This window comes from Paramicrobacterium humi (assembly GCF_900105715.1).
Classification (GTDB): domain Bacteria; phylum Actinomycetota; class Actinomycetes; order Actinomycetales; family Microbacteriaceae; genus Paramicrobacterium; species Paramicrobacterium humi.
In genome coordinates, this window is the sequence record NZ_FNRY01000001.1 from 146,600 (window position 1) to 163,290 (window position 16,691).

General features: G+C 69.4%; 16 protein-coding genes. 10 read left to right on the plus strand and 6 right to left on the minus strand.

Annotated elements, in window-relative coordinates:
- The first annotated feature begins 2 nt into the window (after window positions 1-2).
- Together BLV49_RS00760 and BLV49_RS00765 are read left to right on the plus strand one after the other, a co-directional pair.
- Window positions 3-1,685, plus strand: a complete 1,683-nt coding sequence (locus BLV49_RS00760; protein ID WP_245723482.1) for a dolichyl-phosphate-mannose--protein mannosyltransferase — start codon at window positions 3-5, stop codon at window positions 1,683-1,685.
- A 70-nt stretch (window positions 1,686-1,755) separates the two neighbouring features.
- Complete coding sequence (locus BLV49_RS00765; protein WP_434061445.1) at window positions 1,756-2,763, plus strand: YeiH family protein; 1,008 nt, start codon at window positions 1,756-1,758, stop codon at window positions 2,761-2,763.
- Window positions 2,764-2,864: 101 nt separating this feature from the next.
- Here BLV49_RS00765 and BLV49_RS00770 read toward each other — a convergent pair whose 3' ends face one another.
- Entirely contained in the window at window positions 2,865-3,767 is a 903-nt protein-coding gene (locus BLV49_RS00770; RefSeq protein WP_176980678.1) for an alpha/beta fold hydrolase, read from the minus strand.
- Between the two features lie 66 nt (window positions 3,768-3,833).
- Here BLV49_RS00770 and BLV49_RS00775 point away from each other — a divergent pair, with 66 nt between their 5' ends.
- Complete coding sequence (locus tag BLV49_RS00775) at window positions 3,834-4,400, plus strand: TetR/AcrR family transcriptional regulator (RefSeq protein ID WP_091178877.1); 567 nt, start codon at window positions 3,834-3,836, stop codon at window positions 4,398-4,400.
- On the opposite strand, the gene BLV49_RS00780 is transcribed toward BLV49_RS00775, so the two are convergent.
- Entirely contained in the window at window positions 4,390-5,631 is a 1,242-nt protein-coding gene (locus tag BLV49_RS00780) for a CynX/NimT family MFS transporter (RefSeq protein WP_091178879.1), read from the minus strand. The two genes, BLV49_RS00775 and BLV49_RS00780, sit on opposite strands and share 11 nt — an antisense overlap.
- Before the next feature lie 69 nt (window positions 5,632-5,700).
- On the opposite strand from BLV49_RS00780, the gene BLV49_RS00785 reads away from it, so the two are divergent.
- The 3 genes from BLV49_RS00785 to BLV49_RS00795 all read left to right on the plus strand — a co-directional run bounded on the left by BLV49_RS00785 (window position 5,701) and on the right by BLV49_RS00795 (window position 8,339).
- Window positions 5,701-6,354 carry a cyclodeaminase/cyclohydrolase family protein gene (locus tag BLV49_RS00785; protein ID WP_091178882.1) on the plus strand — a complete coding sequence of 218 codons (654 nt, stop codon included), beginning with the start codon at window positions 5,701-5,703 and terminating at the stop codon, window positions 6,352-6,354.
- A gap of 102 nt (window positions 6,355-6,456) precedes the next feature.
- On the plus strand, window positions 6,457-7,755 hold the full coding sequence (locus BLV49_RS00790; RefSeq protein ID WP_091178883.1) for an O-acetylhomoserine aminocarboxypropyltransferase/cysteine synthase family protein: 1,299 nt from the start codon (window positions 6,457-6,459) through the stop codon (window positions 7,753-7,755).
- A complete protein-coding gene (locus BLV49_RS00795) occupies window positions 7,752-8,339 on the plus strand; it encodes a CoA-binding protein (protein WP_091178885.1) in 588 nt (195 codons plus the stop codon). Before BLV49_RS00790 ends, BLV49_RS00795 begins: the two co-directional genes overlap by 4 nt.
- Here the strand turns inward: BLV49_RS00795 and BLV49_RS00800 are convergent.
- The gene (locus tag BLV49_RS00800) at window positions 8,336-8,926 is read right to left on the minus strand and encodes a class I SAM-dependent methyltransferase (RefSeq protein WP_218132576.1); all 591 of its coding nucleotides are present in this window, start codon (window positions 8,924-8,926) and stop codon (window positions 8,336-8,338) included. The two genes, BLV49_RS00795 and BLV49_RS00800, sit on opposite strands and share 4 nt — an antisense overlap.
- A 241-nt stretch (window positions 8,927-9,167) precedes the next feature.
- Here BLV49_RS00800 and BLV49_RS00805 point away from each other — a divergent pair, with 241 nt between their 5' ends.
- Genes BLV49_RS00805 through BLV49_RS00820 form a run of 4 tightly spaced genes read left to right on the plus strand, consistent with a single transcriptional unit; the run spans window position 9,168 to window position 12,972 of the window.
- Window positions 9,168-9,428, plus strand: a complete 261-nt coding sequence (locus BLV49_RS00805) for a type II toxin-antitoxin system Phd/YefM family antitoxin (RefSeq protein ID WP_091178887.1) — start codon at window positions 9,168-9,170, stop codon at window positions 9,426-9,428.
- Window positions 9,391-9,822 carry a type II toxin-antitoxin system VapC family toxin gene (locus tag BLV49_RS00810; RefSeq protein WP_245723483.1) on the plus strand — a complete coding sequence of 144 codons (432 nt, stop codon included), beginning with the start codon at window positions 9,391-9,393 and terminating at the stop codon, window positions 9,820-9,822. Before BLV49_RS00805 ends, BLV49_RS00810 begins: the two co-directional genes overlap by 38 nt.
- 23 nt (window positions 9,823-9,845) lie before the next feature.
- Window positions 9,846-10,178, plus strand: coding sequence for an AfsR/SARP family transcriptional regulator (locus tag BLV49_RS00815; protein WP_176980679.1), 333 nt, complete (start codon window positions 9,846-9,848; stop codon window positions 10,176-10,178).
- A complete protein-coding gene (locus BLV49_RS00820; RefSeq protein WP_176980680.1) occupies window positions 10,126-12,972 on the plus strand; it encodes an ATP-binding protein in 2,847 nt (948 codons plus the stop codon). Before BLV49_RS00815 ends, BLV49_RS00820 begins: the two co-directional genes overlap by 53 nt.
- Before the next feature lie 7 nt (window positions 12,973-12,979).
- Here the strand turns inward: BLV49_RS00820 and BLV49_RS00825 are convergent, their stop codons facing one another.
- The 3 genes from BLV49_RS00825 to BLV49_RS00835 form a co-directional block, all read right to left on the minus strand.
- Window positions 12,980-14,617, minus strand: a complete 1,638-nt coding sequence (locus BLV49_RS00825) for a cation:proton antiporter (protein WP_091178895.1) — start codon at window positions 14,615-14,617, stop codon at window positions 12,980-12,982.
- 77 nt (window positions 14,618-14,694) lie between these two features.
- The gene (locus BLV49_RS00830; protein ID WP_091178897.1) at window positions 14,695-15,510 is read right to left on the minus strand and encodes an ABC transporter permease; all 816 of its coding nucleotides are present in this window, start codon (window positions 15,508-15,510) and stop codon (window positions 14,695-14,697) included.
- On the minus strand, window positions 15,507-16,508 hold the full coding sequence (locus BLV49_RS00835; protein WP_091178900.1) for an ATP-binding cassette domain-containing protein: 1,002 nt from the start codon (window positions 16,506-16,508) through the stop codon (window positions 15,507-15,509). Before BLV49_RS00835 ends, BLV49_RS00830 begins: the two co-directional genes overlap by 4 nt.
- Window positions 16,509-16,691: the final 183 nt, after the last annotated feature.

The window sequence follows — 16,691 nt, forward strand, 5'->3', positions numbered from 1 at the left end:
GGGTGCGCGCGTCCCAGCCTCCCGCGACCGGCGGTTCCTCCCTCGACGAGCCGTTCGACGACCTCGTCGGCGCCCCCGCGCGCGCCTCAGACGATGTCCGCGCCGACGACGCGGGCGACGATGTGGAGCGCGGTTCGCGACTCGACGACTGGTGGGGGCGGATGCTGCGCACCCCCGCGCGGCGGAGGGCCTGGAGCTGGGGCGGCCCCGCCGCCGTGACGCTGCTCGCCGCCGTGCTGCGGCTGTGGAACATCGGCCAGCCGCACGCGCTCGTGTTCGACGAGACCTTCTACGTCAAGGACGCGTGGACGCTCTGGAACAACGGCTACGAGTCCACGTGGCCTGACAAGGCCGACCCGCTCTTCAACGCGGGGCAGACCGACATCTTCACGACGACGGGCTCGTACGTCGTGCACCCGCCGATCGGCAAGTGGCTCATCGGCGCCGGAATGGAGCTGTTCGGCCCCGACTCGAGCGTCGGCTGGCGCATCTCCACGGCCGTGGTCGGCATCCTCGCCGTGCTGCTCGTCACCCTCATCGCGCGGCGCCTGTTCGACTCTCCGCTGCTCGGCGTCATCGCGGGCGGTCTCATGGCCATCGACGGGCACGCGATCGTGATGTCGCGCGTCGCCCTCCTCGACACGACGGTCATGTTCTTCGCGCTGTGCGGCTTCGGCTGCGTGCTGCTCGACCGGCGCTGGCACGAGGAGCGGCTCGCCGCCGCGATCGCCCGCCGGGCGGCATCCGATCGTCCGATCACGTGGGGTCCCGCGATCTGGGCGCGTCCTTGGGTGGTCGCCGCGGGCGTGTGCTTCGGGCTGTGCACGGCGACGAAGTGGTCGGGGCTGTACTTCCTCGCGGCGTTCGGGCTGTACCTCGTCGTCGTCGACATGCTCGCCCGGCGTCGGGCGGGCATCCCGTTCTGGGCCTCGGCGTCGATCCTCAAGCAGGGCCCCGCGACGTTCCTGCTTCTCGTGCCCGTCGCCTTCGCCGTGTATCTCGCGAGCTGGACCGGCTGGCTCAGCACCTCGGGCGGCTACGACCGGCAGTGGGCCGCGGTCGACGGCAACGCGTGGACGGGGCCGTTCTCGTGGGTGCCGCTGCCGCTGCAGAGCCTCGTCCACTACCACGAGTCGATGTACGCATTCCACGTCGGCCTGTCGACGCCGCACCCGTACCAGTCGAATCCGCTCACCTGGCTGCTCATGATCCGGCCCGTGGCGATGTGGTACGAGGGTGTTCCCGACGGCACGGGCGGCTGCCACGGCGGTTGCGTCACCGACATCACCTCGATTGCGAACCCGCTCATCTGGTGGGCGGCGGGACTCGCGGCGCTCTTCCTCGTTGTGCGGCTGGTGCTGAAGCGCGAGTGGCAGGCCGGCCTGATCCTCGCAGGAATCGCAGCCGGGTATCTGCCGTGGCTGTTGTACCTGCACCGCACGGTGTTCCAGTTCTACACGATCGCGTTCGAGCCCTACCTGCTGCTCGCGCTCACTCTCGTCATCGGCCTCGTGCTCGGCCGCCGCACCGACGAGAGGTACCGGCGGGTTGGCGGCATCCGGGCGGTCGCCGTCTTCGGGATCGCGTGCGTGCTGCTCTCCGCCTTCTGGTACCCGCTGTGGACGGCGACGCCGGTGCCCACGTGGTTCGTCATGCTGCACTACTGGCTGCCGAGCTGGATCTGATTCGGCACCGCGCGCGAAGCGGGGCTAGCCTTTCACAGGGCCCGAATCGGCCCGAGAGTGAGGAGAACACGTGAGCGCACTGTCGGTGAAGACCACAATCTCGGTCCTTCCCGGCGTCGCCGCCGCGGGTGCGGCCGCCCTCGTCGCGTGGGGCGTCTCGACCGGACTCCCGACGCTTCCCCTGCTCACCGTGTGCGTCGTGCTCGGCATCGTCTTCGCGCAGCTTCCCGGCATGGGAACGCTGCTGCGCGGCATCCTCGCTCCCGGTCTCGCGTTCTCGTCGAAGAAGCTCATGCGCGCGGGCGTCGTTCTTCTCGGGCTGAAGCTGAGCCTCGTCGACATCGCGGGGCTGGGCTGGGCGACCCTGCTCACGACCATCGCGATCGTGCTCATCACCTTCGCCGGGACCTACGGGCTCGGCCGGCTCTTGAAGCTGCCCGGGCATGAGCCGCTGCTCATGGCAACGGGTTTCTCGATCTGCGGCGCGAGCGCGATCGGCGCGATGTCCGGAGTGGTGAACGCCAAGCGCAAGGACCAGGCGCACCCCGTCGCTCTCGTCACGCTGTGCGGCACGCTCGCGATCTTCGTGCTTCCCGCCCTGTGGGAGCCGCTCGGTCTGACGGATCTGCAGTTCGGGCACTGGGTCGGCGCCGGCGTGCACGATGTGGGCCAGGTCGTCGCGACGGCTCAGATCGCCGGCGGCTCTGCCCTCGCCGTCGCCCTCGTCGTGAAGCTCACGCGTGTTCTGATGCTCGCGCCGATCGTCGCGGTCGCCGGCGTGGTCGAGCGGCGCCGCAACGTCGCCGTCACTGACGCGAAGCGCCCGCCGATCGTCCCCCTGTTCGTCGCCGGCTTCATCGTCGCGATCCTCGTGCGTTCGTTCGTTCCGCTTCCCGAGGCCGTGCTGAACGGCGCGGACATCGTGCAGACGGCGCTGCTCGCGATGGCGCTGTTCGGGCTCGGCTCCGCCGTCGACATCAAGCGGCTGCTCACGGCGGGCTGGCGGGCGCTCGTGGTCGGGCTGCTGTCGTGGGTGCTCATCGCCGCGCTCGCGCTCGGCGCCGTTCAGCTCAGCTGAGCCTCGCCCTCCGCACACGCGTCTCGAACAATTTCTGCACAACGTCCCGACACGCCGCTGCGCAGCCGCAACACGCCGCCCGCGTTCCGGTTTTGCAGAAATTAGCCGCGTCGGTCTGTCGATCGCACATCGAGAAACGCGGCAGCCCGGTCGAACACCTCGTCGGGAACCTCATCGACGAGAAAGTGTCCGGCTCGCGGCACGATCTCGTGACGGAGTTCGCGGACTTCTGCTGAAGTGCGACGCATGCGAAGCAACGCCGCTGCCGGGTCGCGCCCGCCCATGAGAACCAGCGTCGGAACCTCAAGCCTCGTCGGGCGGCGCCGCCCCGTCATGAGGCCGACAAGGGACGGCATGATCGTGTGCCGATACAGCAGCGAGAGCGCGTGCGCCCGCGCGGGATTCCGCAGCAGCCGCCGGTAGATCTCCGAGTTCGGCACCTCGCCGCCCGCCGACGCGAGCATCGGCCTCAGCACGAGCTGGCGCCCGCGGGACACGAACCGCTCCCCCACAACCGGAAGCGGCACGAGGGGCATGAACCATCCCGAGCGCATGAGCGCCATCGCGCGTGCGTCGACGCGCACGAACGGATCGGGCGCGCTCAGCGCCACGAGCGCCGACACCCGGTCGGGATGTCTGATTGCGATGTCGAAGGAGACGAGGGCGCTCCAGTCGTGGGCGATGATCGCGGTGCGGCGAATGCCGAGGGCATCGAGCAGGTCGAGGACGTCGGCGGCGAGGCGGCCCCGGTCGTAACCGCGCCGAGGCGCGTCGGACCAGCCGGCGCCGCGCAGGTCGGGGCAGATCACGTGGTGCGTAGCTGCGAATCGCGGCAGCAGCTCTCGCCACTCGAGATGGTTCTGGGGCGCACCGTGCAGGAGCAGAAGCGGCGTTCCCGAGCCGGCTTCGAGCACGTTGAGCCGCACTCGGCCGCCCTCGACCTCGACAGTGCGCGCAGCCGTTCCGGCGAGCGCCGGCGCCGCCACGCCATCATTCGCGTCCACAGCGATCTCCTGCGACAGGCCGACCCCAGCGTCGACCACTTGGGTCCGTTGTACTACGTTTATAGTATGTCGTCAAGAGCAGCCTCTCCCCTTCGCGACCGCGCTCTCGCTGCCGCGCTCGAGCTGCTGGGAACAGACGGTCTTCGCGCGGTGACGCATGCCCGTGTCGACACGGCCGCGGATCTTCCCGCCGGCTCGACGTCCAATTACTTCCGCACCCGTCAGGCACTGCTTACGGGCCTTGTCGAGCGCCTCGCCGCTGAGGAGCAAGCTGACTTCGCCGCCGCACAGGCTCCCGTTGATGGTGAGTCGCTCATCGTCGCCTTGATCGGGATGCTGGAGGCACAGTCAACGAGGCATCGCGTTCGCACGCGGGCCCGCTACGCCTTGTTCATCGACGCGGCCAACGACGCCGGAGCGCTCGCGCCTCTTCTGTCGGCCCGCCGAGACTTCGAAGCGTGGACGACGCGAGTGCTCAGACAAGCGGGCGCCGTCAACGCCGACGAGGCAACGAGGCTGCTCATGGCCGGTCTCGACGGCTTGCTGCTGCACCGCATCACCGTGGATCCGGATGCCGCTCTCGAGCGGCCCATGCGCGCGCTCGTCCGGGCGTGCCTCGAACTCAGCGGATGACGCGATCCCGGCACGCGAGGTAGCCCATGATGCACTGAGCGACCACGACCCCGAGCAGCACGACAAGCGGCAGCTCCCATGCTCCGGTCGCGTCGTGGAGCGTGCCGATGAGGATCGGTCCGATCGCCGCGAGCAGGTAGCCCACGGACTGCGCCATCCCCGACAGCGACGCCGCGACCAGGTGGTTCGAGGTGCGCAGCCCGAACAGGGCGAGAGCGAGCACGATGAGCCCGCCTTGTGCGATGCCGATGAGACCGAGCCACAGCAGCATCCCCGAGGGGGCGAGCAGGATGCCGGCCAAACCGGCGGCCGAGCACAGCGAGTACACGCTCACGATGATGCGCTGGTCGCGGTTCCACTTCTGCAGCAGGGCCGCGCACGTGAGGGTGCCGGCGATTCCGCACACCTGGAACACGCTCTGGTGCCAGCCCGCCGTGAACGCGTCGATGCCGACGGAGTGCTCGATGGCGGGCACCCAGGTGATGACGACGTAGAAGATCGTGGACTGCAGCCCCATGAATACGGTCACCTGCCAGGCGAGAGCCCGGCGCCACGGCGATACGTGCGGGACGCTCGTGCGACCGGTGATGACCGGCAGCTCGTCCGTCGGCGGGCTGTGCCGACGCATTTGCGGTGCGAACACCGCGAGCGCGATGATCGCGAGTCCGGCCCAGATGCCGTACGCGAGGCGCCAGCCTTCGTTCGCGAGACCCGCGATCGGCACGGCGAGACCGGCGGATGCTGCCGCGAAAGCCGTCTGCACGGCCGAGTACACGCCCGTCAGCCGCCCGATCTCGCGCGGGAAGTCCCGCTTGAGCAGCGAAGGCAGCAGCACGTTTATCGCGGCGATCGCGGCCCCGAGACCGACCGTGCCGATCCACAGCGGAACATCGCCGGGAACGGACCGCAGCACGATGCCCGCGGCCAGCAGCACGAGTGAGCCGCCGATGGTGCGTTCGAGCCCGAACCGTCGCGCTGCAAACGGTGCGATGGGAGAGAAGGCCGCGAACGCGAACAGCGGCACGCTGATGAGCATCGACGCTTCGAACACGGAAAGCCCGGCGTCGGCGCTGGCTTGGTCCAGGACGGGGCCTACCGCCGTGATCGAGGCGCGCAGGTTGGCGGCGACGAGCAGGATGCCGATGACGATGAAGCCCGGACGAAGCCGGTTCGCCGCGCTCCGGGGTCGCGAAACCGACACGCTCTGGGGTTCACGGTCGTCTTGCGGCATCCCGTCAAGTCTAGGAGACTCCCGTCTGCCGCCTCGCGACGGGGTCGCGTCACGCGCCAGACTTGACACATGGCCGACCGCACCGTGATCACTACCCATGTCTCCACCGTCGACGAGTGGACGCGCGCGCTCGCGGAATCCATCGGGTCGCCCGGCGGCGGCGCGGGAGCGGGGGTCATGCTCGCGATCGGGGCCTCGTTGACCTCGATGGTCGCCGGCTACACGGACGCGAGCGACGATCCACAGCTCAAGGGGGTTCTCTCTCGAGCGCGCGAGCGGAGATCCGTCGCGCTCCAGCTCGCCGACGACGACGCGTCGGCGTCCGCCGCGTTCGGCGCTGCGTTCCGACTCGATAAGGGAGCGGAGCGCGACAAGGCCATCGCCGAAGCGTCTGTCGAGGCGGCGCAGGCATCCGCAGCGCTCGGCGAGTACGCGATCGATGCCGTCGACGACCTGGTCTGGCTCGCGGAGCACGGCAATCCGGCACTGATCGCCGACGTCGTCGTCGCGTTCGGCGCCCTCCGCGCGGCGATCACCGGTGCCCGCACGAACGTCAGCTTCGACCTGGCCTCCGTCACTTCCTCGGGCGTCTCCTTCGAGGAGGTTCGGGAGCAGCATCCGCAGCTGTGGGACACGATCACGCGCCTGAACGACGCGATCGACCGCATCGACTCCGTCACGACCGCGGTCGATCATCGTGCGGCCCCGACGGACGTCGCGTAGCGCAGACGCGGAACGTGGCGGCGCCCGGAGGCTCAGCCCGCGTGCGACGGAGTGTTACGCGGCCGAATGCGGCAGCGGCATCCGCTCGGTTAGCGTTGCCGTATGGCAGATCGCGAGTACGGCTTCCGCACGCGGGCAATCCACGCCGGCAACATCCCCGACCCGGAGACGGGCGCCCGAGCGCTGCCCATCTACCAGTCGACGGCGTTCGTCTTCGATGACGCCGCGGACGCCGCCGCTCGCTTCGCGCTGCAGAAGTACGGCAACATCTACGCGCGCCTCGCGAACCCGACGGTCGCAAGCCTCGAGGAGCGGGTCGCGAGCCTCGAGGGCGGTCTCGGCGCCGTCGCGACCGCCTCCGGCCTGTCGGCGCAGTACATCACGTTCGCGAGCCTCGTGGGGGCGGGCGACCACATCGTCGCCTCGTCCAGCCTGTACGGCGGCTCGATCACCCAGCTCGACGTAACGCTGCGTCGCTTCGGCGTGGAGACGACATTCGTGCACTCCACCGATCCCGCCGACTACGCCGCCGCGATCACCGACAAGACCAAGGCGATCTTCGCCGAGACGATCGCGAACCCGTCGGGTGAGATCGCCGACATCGAGGGACTCGCCGACGTCGCGCACGCCCACGAGATCCCGCTCATCATCGACTCGACGATCTCCACGCCGTTCCTCAACCGGCCAATCGAGTGGGGCGCCGACATCGTCACGCACTCGGCGACGAAGTTCCTCGGCGGGCACGGCACCACGATGGGCGGCATCGTCGTCGAGTCGGGCCGCTTCGAGTTCGGCCGCGAGAAGTTCCCGCTCTTCCACGAGCCCGTGCACACCTACGGCGACGTGCAGTGGGCAGGCAATTTCGGCGAGTACGCGTTCCTCACCCGGCTGCGCGCCGAGCAGCTGCGCGACATCGGGCCGGCGCTGTCGGCACAGTCCGCGGCGCAGCTCGCGCAAGGCATCGAGACGCTTCCGTTCCGCATGACCGCGCACGTGGAGAACGCTCGCGCCGTCGCTGAGTGGCTCGAGGCCGACGACCGCATCGAGTCGGTGCACTGGGCCGGTCTGCCGAGCCACCCGCACTACGAGCGGGCGCAGAAGTACCTGCCGCTCGGCCCGAGCTCCGTGTTCAGCTTCGTCGTGAAGGGCGGCCGCGCGGTCGGGCAGAAGCTCATCGAGTCGGTGAACCTCGCGAGCCACGTCGCCAACATCGGCGACACGAAGACGCTCATCATCCACCCCGGCTCCACGACGCACGCGCAGCTGAGCGAGCAGCAGCTCGAGGACGCGGGTGTGCAGTCGGGCCTCATCCGGCTCAGCGTCGGCATCGAAGACGTCGACGACATCATCTACGACCTCGACCAGGCGCTCGAGTCGGCCGTGGAGGAGGCAGCAGCATGACCGAGACTCAGACGACGGATGCCGCAACCGACATCGTCACCCTTCAGAACGGCCTCAGCTGCGAGCTGCCGGCCGACTCGCCGCTCGCGAAGCTGCTGAAGTCGCAGCGCACGTGGGTCGGCCCCGACGCGAAGCAGCGTCTCGCGATCCTGCGCGCCGCGAAGTCCGTCGCGATCATCGGCGCCTCGGCGAACCCCGCGCGCGCAAGTTACTTCGTCGGCACCTACCTGCAGCAGTCGAGCGACTTCCGGCTGTACTTCGTCAATCCGCGCGCCGACGAGATCCTCGGCGAGAAGGCGTACCCCGACCTCGCCTCGCTGCCCGAGAAGCCGGACATCGCCGTGGCGTTCCGCAAGCCGAGCGACATCCCGCAGGTCGTCGACGAGGTCGTCGCCGCTGGAATCGAGACGATCTGGGTGCAGCTCGGGATCTGGAACGAGGAGGCAGCGTACGACGCCGAGGCGAAGGGCCTCACCGTCGTCATGGACCGCTGCATCAAGGTCGAGCACGCACGCTTCCACGGCAAGCTCAACTTGTTCGGCTTCGACACGGGCGTCATCAGCGCCAAGAAGGGGCTGCGCTAAGCGGCATCCGTCCCGTCGGGCCGGCGCGCGACTACGTGGAAGACGTGCCAGTGCTTCGGTCCGTCGAACGAACGACCGTCGCGCTCGGCCTCCTCGAGGTGCACGATCTCGAGGCCGTCCAGCATCCGCTCGACTTGCGCGCGCGAGTGGAAGGTCATGCTCGCACGGCCCGCCCACTCGTCGTTCACGCCGAACAGCTCAACGGCGAGCAGGCCACCCGGCCGCAGGCTCGCGCGGATCTTCTGCCACAGCGCCTCGAAGTGCTCGGGTGGGCAGAACGGCAGGGCGAAACCCGAGAAGACCAGGTCGGATGCCGCCAGCTCGTCAAGCTGCTCGAAACGACGCACGACGATCTCGACGCCCGACACGTCGCGCAGCTCCTGCGCGATGCGCGGCTCGCCGTCTAGCGCGGTGACTCGCCAGCCCGCCTCCGCGAGCGCGCGTGAATCCACACCGTCGCCGGCGCCAAGGTCGATCGCGTTGCCCGGTGGCCGATCGCCCCACGCTTTGAGGGCGAGCAGCAGGTTCGGGCGCGGCGAACGCCCGCGCATCGCGGCGTAGTAGCCGTCCCAGTCGAACTCGCTCACCTTTTCATCGTCGCATCTTGCTCCGATCACTCAAGAGAATGGGCGGATCCGAATCTCGCAGTAACGATAGAGCGGAGGCGAGCTTGTACCGAGTGAATGCTTACCTTGACGTGTTCCGTTTCGTACGGTGCCGTTCATTGCCAGAGCTCACCGAAGACCTCCCGCGCCAAACAATCGTCAACACGTCGCTAGGACAGCCGAGATATCGACGACGAAACGCCTTTGTTCTACAATGTAGTACATGAACCAAGTAGGAATCCGGGCTCTCAAGCAGAACGCGTCAGCGGTCGTCGCGTCCGCGGCTTCCGGCCAGACGGTGACGATCACGGATCGCGGCCGCGCTGTCGCCCAGCTCTCGCCCATACCATCGAGCTCTTTCGAAAGACTACGGTCCTCGGGGCGCCTCCGCCCAGCGCGTCGACGCATTGACGACCTGCCTCTCCCAGCGGAGGGCAACCTGAGCGATGACCTTCGGGCGGCTCGCGACGACGAGCGGTTCTGAGATGGCCCACTACCTGGACACCTCGGCACTGGTGAAGCTCATCGTTTCTGAACGCGAATCCGCGGCCCTGCGCTCCTGGCTTACCCAAGACGAGCGTGAACCCGTCACCTCAGATCTCGCACGCACGGAGCTGATGCGGGCGGTCCGCCGAATCGCGCCTGACCTCGCCGTCAGGGCGCGTCAGGTTATCGATGCCATGCACGTGCTTTCCCTCACAACCGAGACGTACGACTCCGCTGCGCGTCTGGACCCGCCAATTCTTCGTACGCTCGATGCTCTCCACCTGGCATCCGCTCTCGAGATCGGATCCGACCTTGACGCCATGATCGTGTACGACGAGCGCCTGAGCCAGGCCGCGCACGGGTACGGCATCCCCACCCTCGCACCCTCCTGACTGCCGCGCACTACACTGGCCGGGTGGCTGAGCTTGCGGCATCCGACCCGCCCGACATCGGCGTGCTCGGCCCCGTCACGGTGCACGGCACGGCCGTCGCAGGGCTTCTCCCCCGCCGGCTGATCGCCGCCCTCGCCCTCGCCGGCGGGCGATCGGTCGGAGCCGACGAGCTCATCGACGCGCTCTGGGGCGACGATGCGCCCGCCAATTCGCGTGCCGCGCTGCAGACGCTCGTCTCCCGCACACGAAGCCTCACGGGCCACGACGCGATCGAGCTCACGCCCGGCCGGGTACCGCCTCGACGTGACGACCGATCTTTCCCGCGCCCGCGCCGCCAGCGACTCCGAGCTGGGTGATGCCCTCGCGCTCTGGCGCGGTGAGCCGGGCGCCGACCTCGGCGATGCTCCGGTCGCCGCGGATCTGCGTACCGAAGCAGACCGGCTGCGGCATCGACTCGAGCAGCGTCACGCCGAGGAGCTGCTCGCGGACGGGCGATTCGACGAGGCAGCCACCATTCTCGAGACTCTCGTCCGAGCGGCTCCGCTCGACGAGCCGATTGCGGTGCTGCGCATGCGCGCGCTCGACGCCGCGGGTCGCCGAAACGATGCCCTTGCCGCGTTCGCCGCGCTGCGCGACGCCCTCGCGGATGCGCTCGGCACCGATCCGGGTCCGGAGGCGGTCGCCGCGAACGCAGCGCTGCTGCGCGCGAGCGATGCGCCGCGTGTGCGCATCGGTGTTCGAGCGGCGACTCAACCGCTCCTGGGTCGGGCCGCCGATGTCGCGGCGGTGGAGGCGGACGTGCGGCAGCACCGCCTCACGACCATTCTCGGGGTGGGCGGCCTGGGCAAGACGAGTCTCGCCCAAGAGGTCGCGCGTCGCAGCACACTGCCGCGCGTCGCCGTCGTCGAGCTTGCCGGCACCTCCTCGGCCGATGACATCATGCTCACGGTCGCGGCGACGCTCGGCATCCGCACGGTCACGTCCGTGAAGCGCCTCGCCGACCCGCTCATCCGCACCGATCTCCGCACGCGCGTCGCCACCGCGCTCGGTGAGACCGAGACGCTGCTCGTCCTCGACAACTGCGAGCACCTCGTGGACGCGGCCGCGGCGATCGCGCGCGAGCTGCTCGCCGACGTGCCGGGCCTGCGCATCCTCGCGACGAGCCGCGCGCCGCTCTCGATCGCGGGTGAGCAGGTTCTGCCGCTGCTTCCGCTCGCGGCATCCGACGCCGACAGCGCGGCCGTCGCACTGTTTCTCGAACGGGCACGCGCCGTCCGGCCGCAGGCCGAGCTCGACATCGCCGCGGTCGTGCGCATCTGCGAGCGCCTCGACGGCCTGCCGCTCGCAATCGAGCTCGCCGCGGCGCGCGTGCGCGTGATGAGCCTCGATGACATCGAACGCCGGCTGCGCGACCGCTTCGCGCTGCTCACCACAGTCGATCGCGCGGCGCCCGAGCGGCACCGCACCCTGTTCGCCGTCATCGACTGGAGCTGGAAGCTCCTCGAACCCGCGCAGCGCACCCTGCTGCAGCGGCTCTCGCTGTTCTCCGACGGGTTCACGGCGGATGCCGCGGCCGCGGTCTCGGGAGCGGGCGATGTGATCGACGACCTCGATGCGCTCGTCATGCAGTCGCTCGTCACCGTGCGCGAGGAGTCGGGAGGCGTGCGCTTCCGCATGCTCGAGACCGTGCGGGAGTTCGGACGCGACCGGCTCGCCGACTCGGGCGAGTCCAAGCGGGTCGAGCGCGCACATCTGGAGTGGGCCCGGGCGTTCTGCCTCGAGAGGCAGCCGCTCCTGTTCGGTCACGCGCAGCTCGAGACGATGCGCGCGATGACCGCCGAGACCGAGAACCTCATCACGGTGCTGCGCCGTGCCGTCGCGAGCGAGTCCGCCGAGGTCGCGCTCGCGATGTTCGGCGCGCTCGCGACGTTCTGGTCGATGCGCGGCGATCACGAGGAGGTCGTCTCGTTCGGCGGCGACGTCGTGCGGCTCGCCCGCCGCGCCGAGTTCACGGCCGCGGACGCGGACGCCGCATCCATCGGACTGCTCATCGCAGCGCTCACGTTCCAGTTCATGGAGCAGCCGCGCGTCGCGATGCCCGCGGTCGGAGCCGTTCGTCGGCTGTGGCGCGCGGGCCTCGCTCGCGACAGCAGGGTCGGCGCGCTGCTCGCGCTCATCCTCGCGATCGGCGGCATCCACGACGAGCCCCAGATGGCGCACGTCGCCGAGACGCTCGAGGCCATTGCGGCGGGCGATGACGCCGCGGCTGCGTCCATCGCCGCCATGTTCGGCGCGAACATCGCTGAGAACAACGGCGAGCTCGAGACGGCGCTGCGGCTCGCGCACCGCACGAACCGGCTCGCGGGAACACTCGGCGACACGTGGCTCGCGGCGGGGTCGGCGATGACGCTCGCGCAGCTGTATTGCGAGAACGCCCGCCCTGGCGACGCCGAGAAGTGGTGCCTCGTCGCGCGTGAGGGCCTCACGGCGATCGGCGCGCTGCAGGACGTGCGCCAGGTCGAGTGGATGCTCGCGGTCGCGCGCGTCCAGCGCGGCGACGACGCCCTCGCCCATCAGCTGTTCGATGACGACGCGGATCTCGGCGGCGAGCTGCGTTCGATCGGCTCGGCGGTCCTCGCCGAGATCGACATGAGAGAAGGACGCCCGGATGCCGCGGCGGCGCTGTACGACGCGGCCGTCCGAAGCTTCGCCGCTCCGCGTGAGCGCTCGTCGCCGTGGTTCGCCATGGCCCTGGCGACGCACATCATCGCGTCACTCGATGCGGGAGCACCTCGCGACGGGGTCGCCGCCGACGTGCGTCGGTTGCGCTCGCGCGTTCGCGCGACCCTGCGCCTGCGTCCTCTCGGCGCCGATCAGCCGATCCTCGGCGCGGCGCTCCTCGGTCTCTCCCGCTGGGCGCTGGACGCGGTTCCCACGCTCAGCCTCGAGCTGCTCGCCCTCGCGGAGGTCATGACGAGTCGCCAGGACTTCACGCCGTTGCGGCGCGAGGCGCACCTTGCCTACGCCGAGCGCACGTTCGGCGAGGCCGCCGTCACAGCGGTGCGAGCGCACACGGCCGAGCTCGGCATCCTTGGCCGGGTCCGTCGCGCCGACGAGCTTCTCGCCGACCCGCGCTGGCGCGAGCGCTGACGCGCGGTCAGCGTTCCGTCGCCGCGCCGCGCAGCTCGAGCCGGATCTGGTCCGCGTCGAGCACCTCGAGCGCGCTGTTGAGCGACTGCGAGGTGAAGAGCCCGTCCGTGCGCGCGGCAAGAAGCGCCGCCCGCTGGGCGTCGATGACCTTGAGCGCGTAGCCCGCCGCCGGGAGCCCGTCGCCGTCCGTTCGCGGCACGGTGGACGCCGCCTCGTCGACGAGCTCACGCAGCCGCCGGCGCTCCTCCGCGGCGTCCGCAGGGTCCTCGACGTGCGGACGGACCCCGCGGATCACGGCGCCGAGCGTGCCGCCCTGCAGCACGAGCGACGCGGCCGCGACGACGAACGCGATGAAGATGAGCGTCGAGCGACTCGGCGTGTTCTCGGGCAGCGTTTGCGCCGCCGCGAGCGTCACGACGCCGCGCATGCCCGCCCACACGACGACGGTTCCCTCGCGCCAGCCGACGGGTCTGCTGAGGAAGAAGTCCAGATCCGCCGACATGCGACGCAGTCGCGCGGTGAAGCGCTCGAGGGCGCCGGCCGTGCGCGGGCCTCGCGCGCCGCGCGCCGCGATGAAGGCCTCCGCGGCGCCCGGCTCCGCGAGCCGTTGCGTCACCTTGTCGATCTTCGGTCGCATGCGCTCCTTGCGCTCGGCGCGCCGACGCATGGAGAGCACGAGCGGTCCCACATACGCCGCGCGCACGAGCACGGTGATCACGAGCGCACCGGCTGTCGTGAGCAGGGCCGGGACGATGCCGCCGTGGTCGTCGACGACGTCTCCGACGACTTTCGTGAGTTCAAGCCCCATGATGAGGAACACGGCGCCCTCGAGCAGCAGTTCGATCGTGTGCCAGTTCTGCGATTCCGAGAGCCGATGCTGGGGCGAGAGCTTCGCGGCTGCGCCGGCCCCCGTGACGAGCCCGGCGACGACAGCCGCTACGAGGCCGGACGCACCCAGCAGCTCCGCCGGCACCGCCGCGATGAACGGGATCGTGAACGAGATTACGGTGTTCACGGTCGAGTCGGTGACGCGTGAGCGCACGGCGAGGTTGAGCATGCCAACGATCACGCCGATCACGGAGGCGACGACGACAGAGAACACGAAGCTGCCGACGACGGACCAGAGCGAGACGGATGCCGCCGCCCCGGCGATTGCCGAACGCAGCAGCACGAGCGCGGTCGCGTCGTTCAGAAGGCTCTCGCCTTCGAGCATCGTCACGACGCGGGGCGCCACGCCAAGGCGCTTCACGATCGATGTCGCGACAGCATCCGTCGGGCTCACGATGGCGCCGAGCGCGATGGCCCAGGGCAGCGACAGATCGGGAATGACCCACCAGAAGAACACGCCGAGCACGAGGGAGCTGAGCACGACGAGAACGACGGAGAGCCCACCGATCGCCGTGAACTCGCGGCGGAAATCCATCGACGGCATCGACACCGACGCCGAGTACAGCAGCGGCGGCAGCACGCCGGCGAGGATCCACTCGGGTTCGACAACGATCTCCGGCACGGCAGGCACGAGGCTCACGGCGAAGCCGAGCACGACGAGCAGCAGCGGGTTGGCGACGCCGATCTTGGGCGCGAGCGCGGCGGCGGCCGCGATGACGAGAAGCCCGAGCACGGCGACGATGAGGAAAGCGTCCATCGGGTCTCCTTCGGTTCGTCGGGTGGCAGCGCACGAATCGGGCGGATGCCGCAGCCGCGGCATCCGCCCTCTCATTCTTACGCCTTGCGCATGTAGGCGCGCACCGTGAGCGGCGCGAAGATCGCGACGAGCACCCCCGCCCCGACGAGCGAGATGACCAGGTCGCCGCCGACGACGCCGCCGTTCGCGAGGTCGCGCACGGCCGTCACGAGGTGCGAGATGGGGTTGACGTTCACGAACCACTGCAGCCAGCCGGGCATGGTGTCGACGGGCACGAACGCGTTCGAGAGGAACGTGAGCGGGAACAGGATGATCATCGAGATGCCCTGCACGCTCGATGCGGTGCGGGCGATGACGCCGAAGAACGCGAAGATCCAGCTGATCGCCCACGCGCACGCGATCACGGCGAGGCCCGCGACGATCACGGCGCCGAGGCCGCCCCCAGGGCGCCAGCCCATGATGAATCCCATCACGAACGTGAGCGTCGTGGCGATGCCGTAGCGCACGGTGTCGGCGAGAAGGGCCCCGGCGAGCGGCGCGATGCGCGCGATGGGCAGCGAGCGGAACCGGTCGAACACGCCCTTGTCCATGTCCTCCCGCAGTTGCACGCCGGTCACGACGGAGGTCGTGATGACCGTCTGCACGAGGATGCCCGGGATGATGACGGGCAGGTAGCTCTGCACGTCGCCCGAGATCGCGCCGCCGAAGATGTACGTGAACATGAGCGTGAAGATGATCGGCTGGAAGGTCACGTCGACAAGCTGCTCCGGGGTGCGCTTGATCTTCAGCAGCCCGCGGTACGCCATGGTGAGCGAATGAGAGACGCTGTCGGCGAGACTGACGTGGTTGGTGAGCTCGCGTCCGAGGCGCGTGTCAAGAGTGGTGGCGCTCATGCGAGGCTCCCTTCGAGTTCGGCGTCGGCCTCGTCGGCGGACGCATGTCCGGTGATGGCGAGGAATACCTCGTCGAGGGTGGGCTTCTGCACGCTCATCTCGGTCAAGCGGATGCCGCGATCGCGCAGCGACACGAGCAGGTCGGTGACGCGGTCGGCGTCGGCCATGGGTGCGCTGATGCGTGCGGCCTCGGGCGAGAGCACGCCGTGGCTGCCGAGGATCTCCCGGATCGTGCGCAAGGCGGCATCCGTGTCTGTCGGGTCTTCGAGCCGCAGCTGGAGCGAGGTCGTGCCGATCTGCGCCTTCAGCTCGTCGGCCGTGCCCTCGGCGACGACGCGTCCGGTGTCGATGACGGCGATGCGGTCGGCCAGCTGGTCTGCCTCGTCGAGGTACTGCGTGGTGAGCAGCACGGTCGACCCGTCGGCGACGAGGCGGCGGATGGTGTCCCACATCTGGTTGCGCGTGCGCGGGTCGAGACCGGTCGTCGGCTCGTCGAGGAAGATGAGGGGCGGTTGGGCGATGAGGCTTGCGGCAAGGTCGAGGCGCCTGCGCATGCCGCCGGAGAACTTCTTGAGCGGGCGCTTGGCGGCATCCGTGAGGGAGAACTCCTCGAGGAGTTCGTCGGCCTTGCGCTTGGCCTCGCTGCGGCCGAGGCCGAGCAGGCGGCCGAACAGAACGAGGTTCTCGGTGGCGCTCAGGGTCTCGTCGACGGAGGCGTACTGCCCGGTCACGCCGATGAGCTGGCGCACGATGCCGGCGTCGCGCTGCACGTCGTATCCGAAGATTCTCGCGTCGCCGGCGTCGGGGCGCAGAAGTGTCGCGAGCATGCTGATTGTCGTGGTCTTTCCTGCGCCGTTCGGTCCGAGCACGCCGTACACGGTGCCGGTGCGGACGGTGAGGTCGACGCCGTCGACGGCGCGGTTGGCTCCGAAGGTCTTGACGAGGCCACGAGCCTCAACGGCAAGCTCGCCGCGAGGCGAGAATGCTGCAGGTGTCATAAGGGGTTCCTTTCGATGTGATCCCATCGTGGAACCCGCCCCTTACACGGCACTTGCACGTCGCTTACACGCTCGGAAGCGGCTGTAAGCGTGCGATGGGGATTCTCGAATTCGGCGCTTGTTTGGCGCTCGAGATCTTTGATTGGCTGTTTTGCGAGCAGGCCGAATTCTCAAGTGGGCGCG

Excerpts from the sequence above, each read along its gene's own strand:
- BLV49_RS00790 (WP_091178883.1), top strand. The coding sequence starts at position 6,457 with ATGGCAGATCGCGAGTACGGCTTCCGCACGCGGGCAATCCACGCCGGC.
- BLV49_RS00835 (WP_091178900.1), bottom strand. The coding sequence starts at position 16,508 with ATGACACCTGCAGCATTCTCGCCTCGCGGCGAGCTTGCCGTTGAGGCT.
- BLV49_RS00775 (WP_091178877.1), top strand. The coding sequence starts at position 3,834 with ATGTCGTCAAGAGCAGCCTCTCCCCTTCGCGACCGCGCTCTCGCTGCC.
- BLV49_RS00805 (WP_091178887.1), top strand. The coding sequence starts at position 9,168 with ATGAACCAAGTAGGAATCCGGGCTCTCAAGCAGAACGCGTCAGCGGTC.
- BLV49_RS00810 (WP_245723483.1), top strand. The coding sequence starts at position 9,391 with ATGACCTTCGGGCGGCTCGCGACGACGAGCGGTTCTGAGATGGCCCAC.
- BLV49_RS00825 (WP_091178895.1), bottom strand. The coding sequence starts at position 14,617 with ATGGACGCTTTCCTCATCGTCGCCGTGCTCGGGCTTCTCGTCATCGCG.
- BLV49_RS00795 (WP_091178885.1), top strand. The coding sequence starts at position 7,752 with ATGACCGAGACTCAGACGACGGATGCCGCAACCGACATCGTCACCCTT.
- BLV49_RS00830 (WP_091178897.1), bottom strand. The coding sequence starts at position 15,510 with ATGAGCGCCACCACTCTTGACACGCGCCTCGGACGCGAGCTCACCAAC.
- BLV49_RS00780 (WP_091178879.1), bottom strand. The coding sequence starts at position 5,631 with ATGCCGCAAGACGACCGTGAACCCCAGAGCGTGTCGGTTTCGCGACCC.
- BLV49_RS00785 (WP_091178882.1), top strand. The coding sequence starts at position 5,701 with ATGGCCGACCGCACCGTGATCACTACCCATGTCTCCACCGTCGACGAG.